The sequence below is a fragment of the Serratia sp. UGAL515B_01 genome (assembly GCF_033095805.1).
Classification (GTDB): Bacteria; Pseudomonadota; Gammaproteobacteria; order Enterobacterales; family Enterobacteriaceae; genus Chania.
This window is the reverse complement of sequence record NZ_CP109901.1, coordinates 937564-959108: the sequence shown is the minus strand read 5'-3', so window position 1 is coordinate 959108 and position 21545 is coordinate 937564. Positions and strand designations below refer to the sequence as shown.

18 protein-coding genes, 1 other RNA gene and 2 pseudogenes are annotated in these 21545 nt (G+C 49.4%); 6 read left to right on the top strand and 15 right to left on the bottom strand.

The window, feature by feature from the left end; all coding sequences use genetic code 11:
• Positions 1-12 precede the first annotated feature (12 nt).
• Positions 13-687, bottom strand: coding sequence for a PAQR family membrane homeostasis protein TrhA (gene trhA / locus OK023_RS04510; RefSeq protein WP_317695238.1), 675 nt, complete (start codon positions 685-687; stop codon positions 13-15).
• A 171-nt stretch (positions 688-858) separates the two neighbouring features.
• Here trhA and OK023_RS04505 point away from each other — a divergent pair, with 171 nt between their 5' ends.
• Positions 859-1467: an HD domain-containing protein gene (locus OK023_RS04505; RefSeq protein ID WP_317695235.1), complete on the top strand. Its 609-nt coding sequence runs from the start codon at positions 859-861 to the stop codon at positions 1465-1467.
• Positions 1468-1473: 6 nt separating this feature from the next.
• On the opposite strand, the gene OK023_RS04500 is transcribed toward OK023_RS04505, so the two are convergent.
• The 7 genes and pseudogenes from OK023_RS04500 to pepP all read right to left on the bottom strand — a co-directional run bounded on the left by OK023_RS04500 (position 1474) and on the right by pepP (position 11354).
• Positions 1474-2220, bottom strand: coding sequence for an SDR family oxidoreductase (locus OK023_RS04500; protein ID WP_317695232.1), 747 nt, complete (start codon positions 2218-2220; stop codon positions 1474-1476).
• Positions 2221-2445: 225 nt separating this feature from the next.
• A pseudogene (gene gcvP, locus OK023_RS04495) lies at positions 2446-5324 on the bottom strand (aminomethyl-transferring glycine dehydrogenase).
• 155 nt (positions 5325-5479) lie between these two features.
• Positions 5480-5866, bottom strand: coding sequence for a glycine cleavage system protein GcvH (gene gcvH / locus OK023_RS04490; protein WP_317695229.1), 387 nt, complete (start codon positions 5864-5866; stop codon positions 5480-5482).
• Positions 5867-5896: 30 nt separating this feature from the next.
• On the bottom strand, positions 5897-6994 hold the full coding sequence (gcvT, locus tag OK023_RS04485; RefSeq protein WP_317695225.1) for a glycine cleavage system aminomethyltransferase GcvT: 1098 nt from the start codon (positions 6992-6994) through the stop codon (positions 5897-5899).
• A 513-nt stretch (positions 6995-7507) separates the two neighbouring features.
• Entirely contained in the window at positions 7508-8710 is a 1203-nt protein-coding gene (gene ubiI / locus OK023_RS04480) for an FAD-dependent 2-octaprenylphenol hydroxylase (protein WP_317695223.1), read from the bottom strand.
• Between the two features lie 150 nt (positions 8711-8860).
• The gene (gene ubiH, locus OK023_RS04475; RefSeq protein WP_317695221.1) at positions 8861-10039 is read right to left on the bottom strand and encodes a 2-octaprenyl-6-methoxyphenyl hydroxylase; all 1179 of its coding nucleotides are present in this window, start codon (positions 10037-10039) and stop codon (positions 8861-8863) included.
• 1 nt (position 10040) lies between these two features.
• Positions 10041-11354 (bottom strand): Xaa-Pro aminopeptidase, encoded by a 1314-nt coding sequence (gene pepP / locus OK023_RS04470; RefSeq protein ID WP_317695219.1) that lies wholly within the window; start codon positions 11352-11354, stop codon positions 10041-10043.
• 411 nt (positions 11355-11765) lie between these two features.
• Between pepP and OK023_RS04465 the strand changes: the two are divergent.
• A pseudogene (locus OK023_RS04465) lies at positions 11766-11865 on the top strand (IS5 family transposase); the annotation flags it as partial.
• A 477-nt stretch (positions 11866-12342) separates the two neighbouring features.
• Here the strand turns inward: OK023_RS04465 and OK023_RS04460 are convergent.
• From OK023_RS04460 to OK023_RS04450, 3 genes are all read right to left on the bottom strand, one after another.
• The gene (locus tag OK023_RS04460) at positions 12343-12684 is read right to left on the bottom strand and encodes a hypothetical protein (RefSeq protein WP_317695216.1); all 342 of its coding nucleotides are present in this window, start codon (positions 12682-12684) and stop codon (positions 12343-12345) included.
• Positions 12681-14024 carry a DNA/RNA non-specific endonuclease gene (locus OK023_RS04455; RefSeq protein ID WP_317695213.1) on the bottom strand — a complete coding sequence of 448 codons (1344 nt, stop codon included), beginning with the start codon at positions 14022-14024 and terminating at the stop codon, positions 12681-12683. The genes OK023_RS04460 and OK023_RS04455 overlap by 4 nt, the downstream gene beginning before the upstream one ends.
• A 616-nt stretch (positions 14025-14640) precedes the next feature.
• The gene (locus OK023_RS04450) at positions 14641-15219 is read right to left on the bottom strand and encodes a YecA family protein (protein WP_317695211.1); all 579 of its coding nucleotides are present in this window, start codon (positions 15217-15219) and stop codon (positions 14641-14643) included.
• Between the two features lie 308 nt (positions 15220-15527).
• Between OK023_RS04450 and zapA the strand changes: the two genes are divergently transcribed.
• From zapA to OK023_RS04435, 3 genes are all read left to right on the top strand, one after another.
• A complete protein-coding gene (zapA, locus tag OK023_RS04445; RefSeq protein ID WP_317695210.1) occupies positions 15528-15857 on the top strand; it encodes a cell division protein ZapA in 330 nt (109 codons plus the stop codon).
• Positions 15858-15898: 41 nt separating this feature from the next.
• Positions 15899-16082, top strand: a non-coding RNA gene (ssrS, locus tag OK023_RS04440) — 6S RNA.
• A 54-nt stretch (positions 16083-16136) separates the two neighbouring features.
• Positions 16137-16733 (top strand): 5-formyltetrahydrofolate cyclo-ligase, encoded by a 597-nt coding sequence (locus OK023_RS04435; RefSeq protein WP_317695207.1) that lies wholly within the window; start codon positions 16137-16139, stop codon positions 16731-16733.
• Positions 16734-16768: 35 nt separating this feature from the next.
• On the opposite strand, the gene OK023_RS04430 is transcribed toward OK023_RS04435, so the two are convergent.
• The 4 genes from OK023_RS04430 to rpiA form a co-directional block, all read right to left on the bottom strand.
• Entirely contained in the window at positions 16769-17227 is a 459-nt protein-coding gene (locus tag OK023_RS04430; protein ID WP_317695205.1) for an RES family NAD+ phosphorylase, read from the bottom strand.
• Positions 17224-17670, bottom strand: a complete 447-nt coding sequence (locus OK023_RS04425; RefSeq protein WP_317695203.1) for an antitoxin Xre/MbcA/ParS toxin-binding domain-containing protein — start codon at positions 17668-17670, stop codon at positions 17224-17226. Before OK023_RS04425 ends, OK023_RS04430 begins: the two co-directional genes overlap by 4 nt.
• Positions 17671-17899: 229 nt before the next feature.
• The gene (serA, locus tag OK023_RS04420) at positions 17900-19138 is read right to left on the bottom strand and encodes a phosphoglycerate dehydrogenase (protein WP_317695200.1); all 1239 of its coding nucleotides are present in this window, start codon (positions 19136-19138) and stop codon (positions 17900-17902) included.
• A 530-nt stretch (positions 19139-19668) separates the two neighbouring features.
• Complete coding sequence (gene rpiA, locus OK023_RS04415; protein WP_317695198.1) at positions 19669-20328, bottom strand: ribose-5-phosphate isomerase RpiA; 660 nt, start codon at positions 20326-20328, stop codon at positions 19669-19671.
• 309 nt (positions 20329-20637) lie between these two features.
• Here rpiA and OK023_RS04410 point away from each other — a divergent pair, with 309 nt between their 5' ends.
• Positions 20638-21531 (top strand): LysR family transcriptional regulator ArgP, encoded by an 894-nt coding sequence (locus OK023_RS04410; RefSeq protein WP_317695196.1) that lies wholly within the window; start codon positions 20638-20640, stop codon positions 21529-21531.
• Positions 21532-21545: the final 14 nt, after the last annotated feature.

Genomic DNA, 21545 nt, shown 5'->3' with positions numbered 1-21545 from the left:
GGTCAGGAAATATCAGACATAGAAATAAATCGCCATAAAATGGCATACGCTACCTCCGAGCACAAAACCGTGCCAGATAGCATGGCCGAAACGAAACCGCTTCGAGGCGAAAAAAATCACGCCAAGCGTGTACACGATGCCACCAACCGCCAGCAGAGTTACTCCACCAACCGCTAACCGCGTCGCCAATTGATAGATGACTATCAGCGACAGCCAGCCCATAGTCAGATAGGTGACGAGCGACAGCACTTCAAAACGATGTGCAAACGCCAGTTTGAAGATCACCCCGAACAGTGCCAACCCCCAAATCACAACCATCAACCCTCTCGCCAATGGCGAATCCAACCCGACCAGCAGGAAAGGAGTGTAGGTTCCGGCAATCAGCAGGTAAATCGCACAGTGGTCAAATTTTTTCAGCCAGTGTTTGGCTCGTTGATGTGGAATGGCGTGATACAAAGTGGAAGCCAAAAATAACAGGATCATGCTACCACCATACAAGCTGTAACTGGTGATGGCCGTAACCCCCGCTCCGGAGTGCACAGCCTGGACCAGTAACAGGACCAGGCCGACAATACCAAACACCAGTCCAATACCGTGGCTGATACTGTTGGCAATCTCTTCTGCCCATGGGTAAACCGCTGTTGGCATGCTGTCAGCATGGGTTTTTATTTGTTCCCTTTCTCTCATAACGGATAAATCCCCAACCAGTCATGGTTACTTGTGATTATAGCTTGTTGAGATTAACTGAGAATAATTCCAGTGTACACGTGTACTCTCAAATAAAGTTTTGAGTGTCTACAACACAACTAGGCTACAATCGGTGGTTTTTTGCCAATCTGTCATGTTGAGGTTTGTATCATGTCATCAGCTCTACCCGTCTTAGATTTTGGCTCAATGACTCAAGTTATCCGGTTCCTGATGGAAATCGATAAATTGAAAAGCGTTCAGCGCCGTACCAAGATAATAGGCACTCAGCGCCAGGAAAACTCAGCCGAGCACAGTTGGCACTTTGCCATTACTGCAATGAGCTTGGCTCCTTATGCCAGTGAGGAAGTGGATATTCAGCGTGTGATCCAGATGGCACTACTGCACGATATCGTCGAAATTGATACCGGTGACGTTTTTGTTTACGATCTGGCAGCACGTGCGGCAATCCACGATCAGGAAGTGGCCGCGGCCAAAAGATTATTCGGCCTATTGCCTGAGCCCCAACGCGAATATTTCACTGCTCTATGGCAAGAATATGAAGATGGTGAAAGCGCCGACGCCAAATTTGCATTGATTCTGGATCGCAGTATGCCAATGCTGATGAACCTGCATAATGAAGGCCAGAGCTGGGTAGAGAACAACGTCAGCCTGGAACAAGTGCTGGCACGCAATGGTATGATTGCAGATATCCATCCAGAATTGTGGCTGCACCTACTCAGACATTTGCAGGATGCCCAGCGCAAAGGCTGGCTGAAATAATTTGTGTCAACGCCCACCGGCAGCGTCGATAAAACTGCCGGTCACATAGGAAGCCGCGTCAGAAAGCAGCCAGACGATAATCTGTGCGATCTCTTCCGGTTGGCCACCACGCTGCATCGGTAACGTCGCTTTTACCCGATCCACGCGGCCCGGTTCCCCGCCACTGGCATGCATGTCAGTGTAGATCAAACCGGGTCTCACGCCATTCACCCTTATGCCCTGCGCGGCCACTTCCAGTGCCAGGCCAGTAGTTAGCGTATCAATAGCCCCTTTTGATGCCGCGTAGTCGATGTATTCTCCCGGTGCTCCAAGACGTGCCGCTGCGGAAGAAACGTTAACGATCGCGCCCCCCTGCCCACCATAGCGCAATGCCATACGTTTTACCGCTTCACGGCAGCACAGAAAATAGCCCGTGACGTTGGTCGCAAACACGTTATTGATGCGCTCGGCAGTAAGCTGCTCAATATTCGTCTGCTGAAATAAAATACCCGCGTTATTAACCAGTGCATCTATCGGGCCAAGCGTGATATCCAGAGCAGCAAACAGCGCCACCACTTCAGCTTCTACTGCAATATTTGCGCGCAAAGCTTGTGCTTTTCCCCCTTGCTCATGAATTAGCGCCACTACCTGCTCTGCAGCAGCCTTATCTTGCAGATAATTAACGCCAATCGAATAACCTTGCTGGGCAAGTAATAAAGCGGTTGCACGGCCAATACCCCGGCTGGCACCGGTGACTAAAGCAACTTTTTGCATGCGATCCCTCACTGAGTCAAAGCAACGGTAATAATAAAGGGGCATCGCTTTAGGCGGTGCCCCTCGAAGTTAGATCTAGCGAATGAGGTTATTCAGACTGCTGACAAAGCTCGTTATTAGTGAGAGCGTGCCGAAGGGGTCGTAACGGCGTAAGCCGCCGGAGTGCCCCTCGGTGAGCTATGCCCGTGTATCTCGGGCTCAGAGGCGACTTTGTCATCAACCTCGTTATTCGTAATCGCTCATCGGTACGCAAGAGCAGAACAGATTACGATCGCCGTAGACATCATCCAAACGTTTCACGCTCGGCCAGTATTTATTCTCACGCACTCCAGCCGCTGGGAACACCGCGACTTCGCGGCTGTATGGATGTTGCCAGTCTCCCACTAGCTCGGCCTGGGTATGTGGCGCATTGACCAATGGGTTATCCTCTAAAGGCCACTCACCTTTCTGCACAAAGGCAATCTCATTACGGATAGCCAGCATTGCATCGATAAAACGATCCAGTTCCGCTTTACTTTCCGATTCAGTCGGTTCAACCATCAACGTGCCAGCCACCGGGAACGACATGGTCGGCGCATGGAAGCCGTAATCGATCAAGCGCTTGGCAATGTCCATTTCACTGATACCGCACTCCTCTTTCAGAGGTCGAATGTCCAGAATACACTCGTGGGCCACACGGTGATCGCGGCCGGTGTACAGCACCGGGTAAGCTTCTTTCAGACGGGTAGCAATGTAGTTGGCATTGAGGATCGCCACTTGGCTGGCCAGCTTCAAACCTTCTGCCCCCATCATGCGGATATACATCCAACTGATCGGCAGAATTGAAGCGCTACCAAACGGGGCAGCAGAAACAGCGCCCTGCTGGGTGGTGACGCCATCAATCTGCACGACACTGTGGCCCGGTACGAACGGTGCCAAATGGGCTTTTACCCCAATTGGCCCCATACCTGGCCCACCGCCACCGTGCGGAATACAGAACGTTTTATGCAGGTTAAGGTGTGAAACATCCGCACCAATATAACCCGGCGTGGTGATCCCCACCTGTGCATTCATATTGGCACCGTCAAGGTAAACCTGACCGCCGAATTGGTGCACAATCTGACATACTTCGCGAATGGTTTCCTCATACACGCCGTGAGTTGACGGATAGGTAACCATAATGCAGGAGAGTTCATCACCTGCCTGCTCGGCCTTTTCCCGCAGATCGTGCAGATCGATGTTACCATTCTTGTCGCAAGCCACTACTACTACGCTCATTCCCGCCATCTGAGCGGAAGCCGGGTTAGTACCATGTGCCGAACTGGGTATCAGGCAGATATGACGGCCAGCTTCGTTGCGGCTTTCGTGATAACGGCGGATCGCCAGCAAACCAGCATACTCACCCTGCGCACCGGAGTTTGGCTGCATGCATACCGCATCGTAACCCGTCAGTTGCACCAGCCATTGGGAGAGCTGGCTAATCATATGCTGATACCCTGCGCCTGTTCAGGTGGACAGAACGGATGTAGCTCCGAGAATTCAGGCCAGGTAATCGGGATCATTTCCGCCGCAGCATTCAACTTCATTGTGCATGACCCCAGCGGGATCATCGCCTGATTCAACGCCAGATCTTTGCGCTCTAAACGATGCATATAACGCATCATCTCGGTTTCGCTGTGGTAACGGTTGAACACCGGATGCGTGAGGATGGGATCTTTTCGCTTCATCGCTACCGGAATCGACTGGCTTTCTTTGCTTACCGCTGCATCCAATAATTCGATATCCAGTCCATGATTATCGCCAACCAGCACGTCAAACAACGTCTGCACATCTTCACGTGCGGTGGCTTCATCCAGGGTTATCCCCACGGCACCATGAATATCCGTGCGCAAGTTGATACCAAAGCTCAGTGCACGCTCCAGTACCGCCGCTTTGTCTTTCACTTCAACGGTCAAGGTATCAAACCAGGTTTTGTGACGCAGATGCAGGCCCGCTTTCTGCAAGCCTGCCGCCAGAATATCGGTCAGGCGATGAATACGCCCGGCGATACGCTGTAGGCCCTGTGGGCCATGGTACACCGCATAGAGGCTGGCAATATTGGCCAACAGTACCTGCGAGGTACAGATATTTGAATTAGCCTTTTCGCGGCGGATGTGTTGCTCACGGGTTTGCATCGCCATGCGTAGCGCAGTGTTACCGGCAGCGTCACGGGAAACACCGATAATACGGCCTGGCATCGAGCGTTTAAATTCATCACGGCAAGCAAAAAACGCGGCGTGTGGGCCACCGTACCCCATGGGCACACCAAAACGTTGAGCGGAACCGAACACCACATCAGCACCCTGCTTGCCCGGAGCTTCCAACAATACCAACGCCATGATGTCGGCCGCCACGCTGCTGATAATCTTACGCGTTTTTAACTCGGCCAACAGGGCGCTGTAGTCGTGCAATTCACCCGTGGTACCAACCTGTTGCAGCAACACACCGAACACGCCTTGCAGTTCCAGCACTTTTGCGGGTTTATCGACGATCACCTCAAAACCAAAGGTTTCCGCACGAGTGCGTACCACGTCCAAGGTTTGTGGGTGAACATCATCAGCCACAAAGAAACGGTTGGCATCTTTCAGCTTGCTGGCACGTTTGGCCAGCGCCATCGCTTCGGCTGCGGCAGTGGCTTCATCCAGCAATGAGGCGGAAGCCAGATCCAATCCGGTCAAGTCAAGCGTTACGGTCTGGAAGTTAAGCAGGGCTTCAAGGCGCCCCTGTGAGACTTCCGGTTGATAAGGGGTATAGGCGGTATACCAGCCCGGATTTTCCAACATATTGCGCAGGATCACCGGTGGTGTCAGTACTGCGCTGTAGCCCATGCCAATATAGGATTTATAGCGCTGGTTTTGCGCAGCAATTGCCTTCAATTCAGCCAATGCCTGATATTCCGTTGCGGCACTCCCGACCGGTGGTGGCCCCGGTAATTGGATATCAGCGGGAACAATCTGTTGGATCAGCGCGCTAAGCGAACGAGCGCCCACCGCTTCCAGCATGTGTTGCTGTTGCTGTACAGAAGAGCCGATGTGACGTTCAATAAACGCTTCGCTGTGTTCAAGTTGGCTGAGTGTCTGGGTCATTGCTACACATTCCTGAAAGCTTGCAGGGTTCGGGATATACCCGCCGCCCTTCTTACTGCAACAGCACTGGCCGCCTGCAGCTTGAAGTTACTTCGGGTATAAAACCTAAACTGAAAAATACCCCACAGTGGGATCACTCATGGGGGATGTACTGATTATTCCTCAATGGAGGCCAAGTAGGCATCGGCATCAAGCAGGTCTTCAAATTCAGCCTCATTAGAAGCCTTAATACGGAATAGCCAACCTTCACTGTAGGGATCGCTGTTAACCAGCTCAGGAGAACTGACCAGAGCATCGTTAACCGCAATGATTTCACCGCTGATTGGCGCATAGATATCCGATGCTGCCTTTACTGATTCCGCTACCGCACAATCATCACCAGCAGCAACCACAGCACCAACCTCAGGCAAATCGACAAATACCATATCGCCCAGCAGTTCCTGCGCGTGCTCAGTGATGCCTACAACATATTCACTATTTCCCTCGTCACACACCCATTCATGGGATGCCGCATACTTCAGTTCTGTTGGCACATTACTCATTGACCTGCTACTCCTCTGAATAAATAAAAACTAATTGATCAGTGATTTACCGGCACGCACAAAACCTGGTTTGGTGACCAAAACTGGCATTTCACGGTTACGTATCTGGACGATAGCCTGTTCACCAATACCCGCTGGAACGCGTGCCAATGCAATGCTGAAACCCAGAGTCGGAGAAAAAGAACCGCTGGTAATCACCCCAACCTGTCGTTGGCCATTGACATCAGTAAAATATACTGGCAGTTCATTGCGTAATACGCCCTTTTCCTTCATGACCAAACCCACAAGTTGTTGCGTCCCCTTTTCGCGTTGTAGTTCCAACGCCTCACGGCCAATAAAATTACGTTCCTGCGGCTCCCACGCAATAGTCCAGCCCATATTGGCAGCCAGTGGAGAAATCCCCTCGTCCATTTCCTGGCCGTAAAGGTTCATTCCTGCCTCCAAACGTAATGTATCACGCGCACCCAACCCTGCGGGTTTCACACCTGCACTCAGTAGTTTATGCCAAAAATCAACCACCTGCTTTTTCGGCAGCGCTATTTCATAACCGGCTTCACCGGTGTAACCCGTGGTTGCAATAAAGAGATCGCCAGTCTGTACACCAAAGAAAGGTTTCATACCTTCCACAGCCTGTTTCTGTTCGGGGGTAAAAAGAGTGGCGACACGCTCTTTAGCATGAGGCCCTTGCACCGCGAGCAGCGCCAAATCGTCACGCACTGTCAATTCGATGCCGTATGGTGCAGCATGTTGCGTGATCCAAATCAGATCCTTCTCACGGGTAGCAGAGTTCACCACCAGGCGAAAAGCCTCTTCCGTAAAAAAATAAACAATCAAATCATCGATCACACCACCGGACGCATTCAACATGCTGCTATACAGTGCTTTTCCAGGTTGGGTGAGTTTGGCGACATCATTCGCCAACAGATAGCGAAGGAACTCGCGGGTACGGGTACCGCACAAATCCACAATGGTCATATGGGAGACATCGAACATACCGGCATCCTGACGCACCGCATGATGTTCATCTATCTGGGAGCCGTAATGTAGCGGCATCATCCAGCCATGAAAATCGACCATGCGTGCACCGCACGCCGCATGTTGGTCGTACAGTGGGGTTTGCTTTGCCATTTTATCCCTCTTTTCACTCAAGTAGCCGAATACAGGGCGTTGCTACGCAATAAGACAATGCAACTTGCCAGCCTGACTACGTGGTTCACCCTGACCGTTCAACACAAATTGCCGCGCCAATTGTTAGTGAAAAACGCAGTTCATCGTTACGACGCAAACGTTACCTTTCCCCTGACGTTATCACCGAACAGCCCGGTTAACCATAAGTTAAACTATGTTCAATATCTTTCACTATGGGTAAATTACCGCGCAAGTGTGTAGAGTTTTTCACTGAAAAACTGCGTCTTAAGGCACAAAGTTAACAATTGATGGGCTAAAAAATGAAGTTATATAACAAATGGCTAATAACAAAGAGAACTTTCGTTTTTGACAACCGATTATGACATTAGGAAAAGTAATAAACAAAACGAACTGGAATTAGAATTTCTCAAATGAAAGGAGTTAGCGCAAGCGATTTGAACCGCCTTCGCCCTGGCACGAGGGGAACCTCATCAATAAGGTTCCCCTCGTGGCTTATCGCAACCAATCCGGCAAATCGTTCAGCCCCATAGCCTGACGGATCAGTTTCGGTTTTACACCTGGTAAGCTGTCAGCCAGCCTTAAGCCAACATCACGCAGCAGCTTCTTCGCCGGATTATGGCCTGCAAACAGTTCGCGGAAACCTTGCATACTGGCCAGCATCACCGCGGCACCATGCTTACGACGGCGCTCATAGCGGCGCAGATACAAATGTTGGCCGATGTCCTTGCCCTGACGTTGGAGGCGTTTGAGTTCAGATATCAACTCAGCTGCATCCATAAAGCCCAGATTTGCCCCTTGGCCTGCCAGCGGATGCACAGTATGCGCGGCATCCCCCACCAACGCTAAACGGTGGGCAGCAAAGCTGCGGGCATAGCGGCCAGTGAGTGGAAAAGTCAACCTGTTGCTCTCAAGCTGGCAGTGACCCAAACGCATGTCGAAAACCATTGCCAACTCACGATTAAAGGCTTCGGGTTCAAGCTGTTTAAGTCGTTCAGCTTCTTCAGGTGCCAACGACCAGACAATTGAGCTTAAATACGGATCGTTAAACGGTAAGAATGCCAGTATTCCTTCACCATGGAAAACCTGGCGAGCCGTGGCTTGATGAGGCTCTTCAGTGCGGATAGTTGCCACCAGTGCGCTATGGCGATAGTCCCAGAAGGTCAACGGAATATCCGCATGCTGACGCAACCAAGAGTTGGCTCCGTCGGCTCCAACCACCAATCGGGCAGTCAACATGCGGCCATCTTCCAGGGTGAGGAAGGCCTCATTCTCCCCCCAAGCTACCTGTTTCAGCGCCGCTGGCGCAAGCAGCGTCGCGTCGCCCAACGTTTGTGCCTTTTTCCACAATGCCTGCTGGATCACTTCGTTTTCGATAATGTGCCCAAGATGACTGAAACCACATTCATCACCACGAAATGAAATCTTGCCGAAGCTATCGCGCTCCCAGACTTCCATCGCGTTATAAGCGCTAGCACGCAGGCTAAGGATGTGCCCCCAAACGCCTATCTGTTGCAACAATCGTTCACTTGCAGCATTAATGGCAGAAACGCGTAACGCTGGTTGTTCCTGTAACGGTAAAATTTCCGGCTGCCGGTGTTCAAGCACTGCCACACGCAGACCGCTCCCCTGCAAACCACAGGCCAGCGTCAATCCCACCATACCGCCTCCGGCGATAATCACATCAAATGACTGCATGCTGCTTCGGTTCCTCACATTCTACGGATGCCCTGTTCTGCAAGCAGACAGGAAGGATCAGGCGGTATTCATTTTAATGCTACTAGGCGCAGCCCTTGATTGCCTGCGGTATAAACACGCCTCCAAAGGCCTGTCAATGAGACTAAAGGTCTAGCGCTCAACCCAGCCCAATGTGCGCTTGGCAAAAGCATCGCGAACGGCTGGCAACTGTTCCATTGCCATTAGCCCCAGGTTACGCCCAGCAACCAGCGGGGCATAGCCGTTGGCAAACAGCCGGATCAAACCGTCAGTTACACCGACCGTTGCTTGCTGGTCTTGTTGACGCCGTTGCTGATAACGACTCAACAGCGGGTAAGTTCCTAAGTCAATACCGGCCTGTGCGGCTTTCGCCAGAATTTCTGCCAGCGACATGACATCACGCAACCCGAGGTTGAACCCCTGTCCTGCGATAGGATGCAGCGTTTGAGCGGCATTGCCAACCAATGCAAGACGGTGGCTGGCATGCTGGTTAGCCTTCAACAAGCTGAGCGGATAGCTGTGACGCTTACCTACCTTCAGAATTTTACCCAGTCGCCAGCCAAATGCTTGCTGCAGTTGGCTGAGAAAAAGTTGGTCGTTCCAACCATCTATCTGTTCACGATCTTCACGTGCATGACACCAAACCAGAGAGCTACGACCATGAGACATCGGCAACAGCGCCAGTGGACCGTGGTGGGTAAAACGTTCGAATGCTCGTCCCTGCGGTGCTTGCGCAGTGGTAACGTTGGCAATAGTAGCAAAATGGGCGTAATCGCTCTGTTGCCACTTGATATTACAGGCCTGCGCTAGTGCCGAACGTGAACCGTCGGCAGCCACCAGCAGTTGCCCTCGCAAATAATGCCCATTATCCAGTTGCACATCTGCATGGTTAGCTGTTCGCAAAACGTTGAGCACTTTGGCAGGGCAATGCAGCCTTATCCCAGGCGCTTTCTCCAGCAAAGCAAACAGGCGCTGACCGGCATCAAACAGTTCGATGACCTGCCCCAACGCTTCCACCTGATAATCCTGCGCATGCAGATTCACAAAACCCGCATGGCCACGATCGCTAACATGAACGTGAGTGATCGCTGTTGCGCAGTCACGCAATGCAGGCCAGACACCAATACGCGCTAATTGTTGGCAGGTTCCGTGCGCCAAAGCAATAGCCCGGCCATCATAACCGGGATGCGTACCATCGTTTGGCTGAGCAGCCTCAACAAGGTCAACGACCACCTTTCCCTGAGTCAGAGATGAGATCGCCAACGCCAGCGTTGCACCAGCCATTCCGCCGCCAACAATGATTACGCTCATATTATCTGGCCGCTGCCATCAAAGCTTCAATTGCGTCCGCATCCTTCACGACGCTGGCGGTCAAGTTTTCATTGCCATCTTGAGTGATCAGAATGTCATCTTCGATGCGAATGCCAATACCACGATATTCTGCAGGCACGTCAGCATCAGGCTGAATATACAAACCCGGCTCTACCGTTAAAACCATACCCGGTTCCAAGACGCGATCGCGGTTCGGTGTGCCATAGTGACCGACGTCATGCACATCTAACCCCAGCCAGTGGCTCAAACCATGCATAAAGAACGGACGGTGTGCCTGCTCAGCAAACAGTTGCTCTACATCTCCCTTCAGCACGCCCAGTTCAACCAGACCCGAGATCATGACTCGTACTATCTGATCGTTGACTTCGCGGATGCTAACGCCCGGTTTAAACATCTCTAGCGCTTTGTTTATCGAAGCTAACACAATGTCGTACACCGCGCGTTGGGGTTTAGTGAATTTACCGTTCACCGGAAAAGTACGAGTGATATCACCGGCATAGCCGAGGTATTCGCATCCAGCATCAATCAGAACCAAATCACCGTCACGCATTTGACACTCATTTTCGGTGTAATGCAGTATGCAGCTGTTTTCACCACTACCGACGATCGTATTGTAAGAGGGGTACCGTGCGCCTTGGCGCATAAATTCGTGCAGGATTTCGCCTTCCAACTGGTATTCGAACATGCCGGGGCGGCATTTTTCCATCGCACGAGTATGAGCCAGCGCACTGATCTCGCCAGCCCGGCGCATTGCAGCGACTTCTTCTGCGGATTTGAACAGACGCATCTCATGTAGCCATGGGCGATAATCCGTCATCGTTGCAGGCGCTGCCAGATTCTGGCGGAAACCTTTGCGCAATTTATCAACCGCACCAAACAGGATTTCATCGGCATAGGCATATTGCCCTTGCGCGTGATACACCACATCAAGGCCATTAAGTAACAGATGCAATTGGTCGTTGATTTCATTAAAGGCCAGTGCGCGATCTATCCCCAATTTAGCCGGGGCAGCATCTTGCCCAAGACGGCGACCAAACCAAATCTCTGCCATGAGGTCGCGAACACGGTTAAACAGTACGCTATGGTTATGGGTTTCATCACTTTTAACCAGGATCAGCACCGCTTCCGGTTCATTGAATCCAGTCAGATACCAGAAATCGCTGTTCTGACGGTATGGGTATTCAGAATCCGCACTGCGTGTCGCTTCTGGTGCTGCGAAAATAACTGCCGCACTGGCCGGCGCCATCTTCGCCAGCAACGCCTGACGGCGGTTGTGAAATTCCTGCTGGGTCAATAGATTATCCTCATTGATTTTAATGACTTTTTTAAATGAATTTATTAAAACCTTAACGTTAACCTACATTTTTACAACCATCTGATTTTAATGACTTTCATTATCTCAGCTATCTTAGCCACTACCTGTGGATACGTATAGCTTACCCTCACTCATTTGAGGTTGCTACTGCTACAAAGCCTAGATACCGTTGAGCATTAATTTTAACCCGCTTAGTCGCATCAATAGCAACACCTCACTATCAAAACACCCACTGCATTGCTCAGCTCACTATCTTGTGCTTTTGTTGCGTTACAGACCGCTGTTTAGCGGCGATTGTGGCATCACCAATCGCTGAGCACCTTAACATTCGGGCTCTGAAAGCTGCTGCAGGTGCTAAAAAAACACCCCGATGGACTCAGCTATCATGGGATGGGTCGTTCTCGAGGCGGCTTTGGTACCAAAATCCATCTGGCGACAGACAGTACAGGATTACCGCTAAGTTTTTGCCTGAGTGGCGGATCAGCCCACAAGAGTAGCTACACAGAAACACTGCTGAACCGAGTTGGGATTATGCGAAAAAATGGGCATCTGAAATCGCGGCCTAAAGCGGTGCTGACTTATAAAGGGCACTCGAACCAGATATTGCGTTATCAACTGAAAATTAAAGGGATAAAAGCCAAAAGCTTGATACTCGATTGTACAAAAAACGTAACGTCGTTAAACGCAGCTTCCCTTCCCCAAGCTTAAATAACATCAGCGTATCGCTACCCGCTCGGAAAAACAGTCAGAAATGACCTGAGTATGTTGAAATTGGGTGCTATCCGGCTATTTTAAAAGCGATCGTCAAATTAAGGGCCCCCCTAATATGCCATAAGGCAGATGAGTTTGAATCTAGAATAGTGTGTCCCGCTGTTCAAGCTCAACAAGTAAGATGGTGCAGCGAGAACACCTATTTAGAGATATGACGAGTATATAATCTCATCAGAAAGCTGTTTTCAGTAACTGATTAGCTTTCTTGGCTACCATACTCAAACTCAATATTGAGTTTCATTCTTTCTAAGTCGAGAGTTATTTCACAACGCCCCCATACAGGCTGACCATTTGTCAGACCCTGCTCCAAATAATACTCTCGGAGCTCCACAATTAATGGAGTAAGGTCACTTACGGCACCATCATAGGGATCAAACCAATCGCTGGCATTGTCCGAGTCAATATAATCAAACTCATACTCTCCCCCATCACCTTCAGGGAACGGCTTTGCTCGCACAATGACTTTAATTGAATCATCAGGTGCCATATTTAAAAGAATTTGACTGATATCTTGATAAATTTTCTGTTCGTCTCTCATGGTTCTCCTCCAGGCATATTTTTAAAACCGGTTATGACAGGTCGTTCATTACCTATTGTGTGTTTTATTTCAAAGCTGCTGGGCCTGCCACTATCGCCAGTGTAAATAGGATTGATTTTTACTTTGACAGGTTTGCCATCTTCCAATGCCTTGGCCCAGCTGTTTTCCAACTTTTTCCATGCTCCCTTGTTCAGATTCGCATCCATCGGTACAAGATTAAGCTTTTCACCCGGCCCATCAAAGATACTCGCGAGCAAATGACCACCTTCATCAGTGGCCTCACCACTTTTTCCAGCCTTGCGTTGCTGATAAGTGTTACGGTCTTTAGTCATTGGCGTGAGATCGGCCTCAACCATTTTCACTCGACCAAGCTCATCCGTGTGATAGACTTTATTCCCATCAACCTTATAGACTGTGTTGGCCTCGGGCTTGTTCAAAGGTTTGCTCCATCCCCCTTTTTCGCCGGATTTTATTTCTACCACTTTTAACTCTTTCGCAGAAATATGCTTCAATTTATCAAGTTGTTTTAGCGTTCCCAAACCTTTGGTACCGCCCAGCTCCGCCAATGCAGACACTCCTAGCATTCCGACTGCACCGGCAAATCCGTTACGGTCATAAGACTCTGTCACCGCAGCTTTCATATTGTCATAAACAGCGTTAGCAATCACTTGAGGGGGATGTTCCGTCAAAGTGTTCAACCCTTCCAGGGTCTCTGTAAAACTATCCGCAATACGTTGACGAGCAGCCTCAGTTGTGGCTTTGTCATGTGTGTAAGGCGTTGCTTCCCATAAAGTTTTGAACGACTGCAACTTTGGAGCCAATACCCGCCCCGCTTCATCAGCAGCGCGAGATAGCGCAGAGCGTTCGGGCATCGTGTTCGTGGCGCTTTGTAGCCGTCTTACTTGAGTCGGGCGTGGTTTCCCACCTTTTACTCGATAGTCTCGCTTCCAGACAGATTGGTCGTATTGAGCAATAATCTTTTTTGCACCATCAAAACGAAAAGCCAGCAAGTCTGTACAAATCAGCTTACCCTTATCGTTGATATAAAAGAGGTTAGCAGGCCCATAAATGTCACTCAGCATGACCACTTCACCCAAAAACACCATTCTTTCCAGCTTCTCTTTTTCGTGTCTTCCGCTAGATGCTGTGCGGTGACTCGCCATCCTTCTTTCACGCATATTGATGATATAGCCGCTGCTATTATAGTCATCGTCAAACACATACTCACTACAAATCCGTGACCAAGCCTTATGCGCACTGACGATACGTTCAAACTCTTCAGGGGGAAGATTATCGCTTGATAGATGGTACAGGTAGATACCAGGCAAACTGAAGCTCATTTCAATTCCTTCTGAAATAGACCATGACGTCGGCCTGGAACATGTAGTGAGGGTAGCTGTGAGTTGTAATACTATCCTTGAGATTCATTGTTATCCCACTGTTACGGAACGGTTAAAAATCCCGATAACACTAGCACACTCAAAATATCAATCAAATCATAAAACATCGTTGGGTATACCAAGTGAATAACAGGCCAACTTCAGTAAATCTATCCCACCAATCATTCACTTAAGCCCTGCGTTTTTTTACCGTATCAACACCAAATTATTTTGACGGCACACGCCTATATTTTGTAGCCGATGCTGCCGTTTTAACCACATAGTGAAAAAGAGGGAAATGACTTCCAATGCCCGCAATTGAACAAAAAAACAGCATGTGAGCAGGTCAGTCAAAGCCCCTTGATGGCACACAAGCACCGCAGATAAGGGGCAAGACCTCATTAAGTAAAGCGCTCTATACACGTCATAGGTCAAGCAACTCGAATTATTTTGTGTATCTTGGTGATACGGCTGTACGATTACCTTCTCCTGAAATCGATTTTCTCCTTCCTGATTAAAATATCAATCAGGTTGACGTTTCTCTGCGTATGCTTACTAAGCAACGCCACTATTCGGGTTAATGCAAAGTCGGCTTTCTGTTTTCCACTGCGGTCGGCTTATGTCGCGTGAATTCGGTATGGCAAAGCAATGCGGCAACGCGTACGTATTCTATGACTTCTTCGAGTGACTGAGCTAACTCTTCCTGATCTTCGTCTTCGTCGTATCCCAGCTGGGCGATATTACGCAAATCATCAATAGCCTCACCCACTTCATCTTTTACCTGTGCCAATTTCGGCTGCATCATACCAAGCCCAAGCAGGAAGTGGTTTACCCAACCCGCTAGCGCATCCGCACGGTCAAACACGCTAGCAGTTTCGCCCTCTGGCATCATCAGCTGGAACATGAATTCATCATCCTCCAACGCATCTCGTGTAATTTCATGCAACTGCTGCAGCGGCTGGCTTAACGACTGTGGGAAAGCGATCCCTTCATTGGTCAGTTCATGTACCAACGTCTGCCAGCTGGCGTCGCGGTTACCGCCGCACAACAGGCCACTAATTAACCCGTGCATCTCTGCAGCGGTTAATGCTACCGCTTGCTGGTTAAGGGCAACGGTCAAAGATTGGTAACTTGGAAATGTATTCTGTATAGACATGCGCATTCGTCATCGTTGGCAGGATAAGTTCGTGTTATGCTACCACCAAGCTCCGTCGGTATACCAGTTGAGTGAAACAACTCAGTGGTCAGTTGTCATCGGAGTATCTCACTCTCTCTACCTGATAGAATCGTGGTAACTACGGATTTTTAAACCCTTTTTTGTCTGGTAATGTTCGGTGCAATAGATTACAACCTGGTACTGAAAAAGTGTTGAATCTTGGTGCTGAGGTATATATAGTTGCGCCCGCTTTGGTGGCCCAGCAATGGTAGACCGGTGCTGGCGCGAAATTTAGGCAGGAAGGTGGCATGTCTGCACAACCGGTAGATATTCAAATTTTTGGCCGTTCGTTAAGAGTCAATTGTCCGCCAGAACAACAAGATGCGTTGAACATGGCAGCAGAAGACCTCAATCAGCGGTTGCAAGATCTTAAAGTTCGCACTAGAGTCACAAATACAGAGCAACTCGTTTTTATCGCGGCATTGAATGTTTGCCACGAACTTGCTCAGGAACGTTTGAAAACCCGTGATTATGCAGCCAATATGGAACAACGGATTCGTATGCTGCAACAGACCATTGAACAGGCATTGCTTGAACAAGGTCGCATCGCTGAACGTCAGGATGCACATTTCGAATAACTGAAGTTGCTGAGGTTGAAGGGTTCAGCAATGAGTAAAAGATTTCTCTGAGATGTTTGCCAGCGGGCCAGTCCCCTGAGCCGATATTTAATACCAACAGAATGTGATGTTCCGTGACCGGTGTGCATGCTCGGCCCGCCCGAGAAGCCTTAAGGTTGTGACAGCGCGTTCACCTTGAACCATGGGTTCAAGGGTTACAGCCTGCGACGGCATCTCGGAGATCCCCTTCACTCTGCAGTTTCAATGTGTTAACTGTTTACAGTAGGCAAACTTGCCACCATGTCCTTACGGCCCCAATTCAGTCAGCAACGCCAACTGATCCGCCATGAAGTCCGCCAGCGGCGAAACAGCTTAACCCCCGAACAGCAACGTAACTTTGCTTTACAACTCGCCAAACGTGTTTCACACCACCCGCACATTCTCGCTGCCCAAAATGTTGCGGCGTTTCTTTCTTTTGACGGCGAACTGGATACCGGCCCACTTATTGAACAATTATGGTTATTGGGTAAACAGGTTTATCTTCCCGTTTTACACCCATTCAACGCGGGTAACCTGTTGTTTCTGCATTACACGGCAAAAACAGGTTTGATTTACAATCGCTTTAAAATTCTAGAACCTGCGCTTGATGTACGCAGCGTACTCCCCTTATCACAATTAGATGTGCTGCTGGCCCCCTTGGTCGCCTTTGACTCACAAGGACAACGGTTAGGTATGGGAGGGGGATTTTACGATCGTACCTTGCAAAACTGGCAGTCTGGAGGGCCTTATCCGATAGGGCTTGCACATGATTGCCAGCAGGTCACTCGTTTACCCGTAGAACAATGGGATATTGCGTTACCACAAATTATCACTCCCTCAAAAACCTGGTCTTGGTAGGACCGCTACCCTCGATTGATTGCAATCGACGAGTACTACTTCAACCTTGGGTCGAATATATGTGGCATCGCCTGCACGCTGCTAAGGTATGCAGTGAAATCAGTATGTTGAGGATTAATCAGTATATTGTTTTCCATCGGTACTACCGACGAGGGAACTAACAAGCCAACCGATGAACCTGAGTCTAACCATTCAGAACCTATATCCATCGTTTCTTGAGGCGCAGTCAGTTGTTGCCAGTTAGTGGGCAATGCGGTGGGTTCTAGAGCGATGATATCCGTATCGGACACTTCAATGCTGAGCAAAGTGTAGTGTTGTAGCAGGGCTGAATCATCGAAATGAACCAGACATTCTAAGGTGGCCAATGAAACCGACGTTGCCAAATAAATCATGGCGTTTCCTTTGTGGTTCCAGCGCCCTCCGTGCCGTTGAGCACCATAACCGGACCATGCGGTGTCCAAATATTTGGTTTTCACAATGCGAAAACCGATCATGAAAAAACGCCATGCTCGAGTCTGCCGATGAGATCGAGAACTTCGACCGCACCACTTTCTGTGTTTAGCAGGTTCTCAGGGGTCTCATTACCCAATCCACGTACTGGCTTACGCATCCAACTTACCGCTTTTTCACGATCGCCTTCGAACAGATCGACTGCGGCATCAGCAACACGTATCAGACGTGCAATCTTTTCGCTCTCATCCGGGTTTAATATGCCTGTCCCCGCCTTCCTTCGACTCAAGGTCTTAGCATTGATGCCGGTTATTCTGAGTATGTCTGCTTTAGGGAAACCCGCCCAATGGTGTATAGTTTCAATGACTGATACTGGTAACCCCTCTCGCAGGCGCAGTATTAATTCCGGCCCGCGGCTTGCTGGAAACCCCGCTGAACGCCACAATTGGTTGCTGACGGGCTTTTTAGACGGACTGAATGTGCGCATAACCCTTCCCCTCTAATTTCTCATTTGTCTTTTCTCAGTGTAGACATTTGTCCATTTTGATGCAACGTGGGTACTTACCCTGACGTGGATGAGCATGAATTTCAAAGCTGTTTAGCTGGATGATACTGCGGAATATAAGAGGGTCAGGCGCTTTGGTGGCATGCTCCGGTAATTCACGGTCAGTTCAAGGCTGGATTGCTCCAGCCTTGGGTTTTATAAACGTGGTAAATCAGAATAGCAGACGTGCGCGGATGGTGCCTTCAATCGCTTTCATGCGTTGTAAAGCAGCTTCAGCACGTTCGGTCTCAGCTTCGATGTCGATAACCACGTAGCCAATATCTGAACTGGTCTGCAGATATTGAGCCGCAATGTTTACCCCTTCTTCAGCGAAAATCTGGTTAATCTGCGTCAGAATACCAGGGCGGTTTTCATGAATGTGCAGCAAACGGCTGGAGTTTGGACCATGCGCAGGTAACGATACCTCAGGGAAGTTGACTGCAGATAATGTTGAGCCATTATCGGAGTATTTCGCCAGTTTTCCGGCTACTTCAGCACCGATGTTCTCCTGTGCTTCCTGGGTAGAACCACCGATATGCGGCGTCAACAACACGTTATCGAATTCACATAGCGGAGAATCAAAGGGATCGTTGTTGGTTGCAGGCTCTTCCGGGAAGACGTCGATCGCCGCACCGGCCAGATGATTGCTGGCCAAGGCATCACACAATGCGGGGATATCCACCACGGTACCACGAGAAGCATTGATCAGAATCGAGCCCGGTTTCATCAATGCTAATTCTTCCACACCTATCATATTCTTGGTCGATAGCGTTTCAGGCACGTGCAGAGTGACAACATCACTCATATTAAGCAGATCCGACAGGTGGCGCACCTGTTGGGCATTCCCCAAAGGCAACTTGTTCTCGATATCATAAAAGAACACTTTCATACCCAGACCTTCAGCCAGAATACCGAGCTGAGTACCGATATGGCCGTAACCGATGATCCCCAGTTTCTTACCGCGTGCTTCATAGGATCCTACCGCCAGTTTTTGCCATTCGCCACGGTGCGCTTTGGCGTTAGCCAATGGTATGCCGCGCAGCATGAGTAGCAATTCCCCCAGGACCATTTCGGCAACGGAGCGAGTATTGGAGAACGGGGCGTTAAACACTGGGATGCCGCGTTTGGTCGCTGCTTTTAAATCAACCTGGTTAGTACCAATACAGAAACAACCCACTGCCACCAGTTTCTCAGCAGCAGCGAAAACCTCTTCTGACAAATGCGTGCGTGATCGGATACCAACGAAATGCGCATCGCGGATCGATGCCTTAAGCGATTCGGTGTCTAACGCACCTTTGTGATATTCAATATTGGTATACCCGGCGGCACGCAGGTTATCTACCGTACTCTGATGAACCCCTTCAACCAATAGAAACTTAATCCTGTCTTTATCCAATGATACTTTTGCCATTTACCCGACCCTATATTCAGACTTCAGAAGTGGCTGTTTTCCCCATCACCTTTCACGTTACGACGTGTTTATCCGCAATGTGAATTCAACAGCACGTTGTCCAACATAACAAAAATAACGCCCCCGGCAATACAAACGATTGCTTCTCCTTAAGCACAAGACCCAGCGTTACCCGTCATTTTTAGAGGAAAATTCCATTGGGATAAAGTTCAGTAGAAGCTTAATCAATAAAATTACCAGCATGTGATATATATCACCAAAATCGAGGCGTTTAAGAAAAAGTGCTTTAGGCCCAAAAGCCATAGGCTTCAGCCACTTAACACTACGTTCCCTTATGGGGATAACGTTTTGTCAATGCTAAGGAAAGCAATATTATCCTGGCTGTCGGAAAGGGCATAAACATTGTCTGTAACGTTTTATACCCGTCACCAACAAGAATATTGGCTGTGTTGCTCCTCCCATCCGTGAGCCTCGTCCCTGCCAACAGGGTTGCCGCCTACCTGTAGCCTGAGCGAACTTGGATGCAGGTCTTATTTAACCACTTTTTTAACACCGTCTGGTGTCCCTACCAACGCAACGTCAGCGCCACGGTTGGCAAACAGCCCAACGGTGACCACACCGGCAATCCCGTTGATCTTGTCTTCCAGTGCCACTGCATCAAGAATGTTCAGATTGTGAACATCAAGGATCACATTGCCATTATCGGTCAGCACGTTCTGGCGATATTCTGGCAAACCGCCCAGTTTGACCAATTCACGCGCTACGTAGGAACGAGCCATTGGGATCACTTCCACCGGCAGTGGGAATTTACCCAGAACCTCAACCTGCTTACTGGAATCAACGATGCAGATAAACTGGCGAGCAATCGCTGCAATGATTTTTTCGCGTGTCAGAGCTGCGCCACCGCCTTTGATCATTTGCATATGGCCATTGATCTCGTCAGCACCATCGACATAGATATCCAAAGAATCGACTTCATTGCTATCAAAAACATGGATACCCAAGCTTTTAAGTTTGGCTGTTGATGCGTCTGAGCTTGATACCGCTCCTTCGATTTGGTGCTTGATAGAGCCCAGCGCGTCAATAAAATGTGCAGCTGTGGAACCTGTACCTACCCCTACGATAGTGCCGGGTTTCACGTATTCCAATGCTGCCCAACCTACGGCTTTTTTCAGTTCATCCTGAGTCATGATATGTTCACTGCCTTTATACATATACAAAAACGTGCCCGTATTATAGGGCAAATTATCGTTTGAACCTTAGACTAAAACACGCTTGTTCAAGCTTAAGCACGTTTCTCACCTTCCTATTGAGATTTCGAGTCGTGAACAGAGGATAATTACCTTTTTATTCATATGATTAATGTGAATAGCGATAAAACAATCATTATCAACATGCCGTGAAAGATAAAACAAAAGATGGCAATATTTTTCAACCGGGAAACGGCAATAATGTGGCATATTGCCTAAATCATTTTATTCATTAGGGATATCTCTGCGATGAAACGCCCAGACTATAGAACGCTGCAAGCGCTGGACGCGGTGATCCGTGAGCGAGGCTTTGAACGCGCGGCACAAAAACTTTGTATCACCCAATCAGCAGTATCCCAGCGCATCAAACAGTTGGAAAACCTGTTCGGTCAACCTTTGCTGGTACGCACTGTGCCGCCGCGTCCGACCGAACAAGGCCAGAAACTGTTGGCATTACTGCACCAGGTAGAACTACTTGAAGAAGAGTGGTTAGGCAACGACAATGGTATTGATACGCCACTATTGCTTTCGCTGGCAGTCAATGCTGACAGTCTGGCAACCTGGCTGCTACCGGCGCTGAAACCTGTTCTGGCAGACTCTCCCATCCGTCTGAACTTACAGGTGGAAGATGAAACCCGAACTCAGGAACGTCTGCGCCGGGGTGAAGTTGTTGGAGCAGTCAGTATCCAACCTCAGCCACTGCCGAGTTGTCTAGTCGATAAACTGGGCGCATTGGACTATTTATTCGTTGCTTCAAAACCTTTTGCCGAACGCTATTTTCATCAGGGCGTTACACGCTCAGCCTTGTTGAAGGCACCAGCGGTAGCCTTCGATCACCTCGACGATATGCATCAGGCGTTTCTACAACAAAACTTCGATCTTTCACCCGGCAGTGTTCCATGCCACATCGTCAACTCATCAGAGGCGTTTGTTCAGCTAGCACGACAAGGTACAACCTGCTGTATGATCCCACATCTGCAAATAGAGAAGGAGCTGGCATCCGGTGACCTGATCGATCTGACCCCCGGTCTGTTCCAGCGGCGCATGCTGTACTGGCACCGTTTTGCGCCCGAGAGCCGCATGATGCGAAAAGTCACTGATGCGCTGTTGTCGCATGGGCACCAAGTGTTAAGACAAGACTAATCTCCAAATTTGGG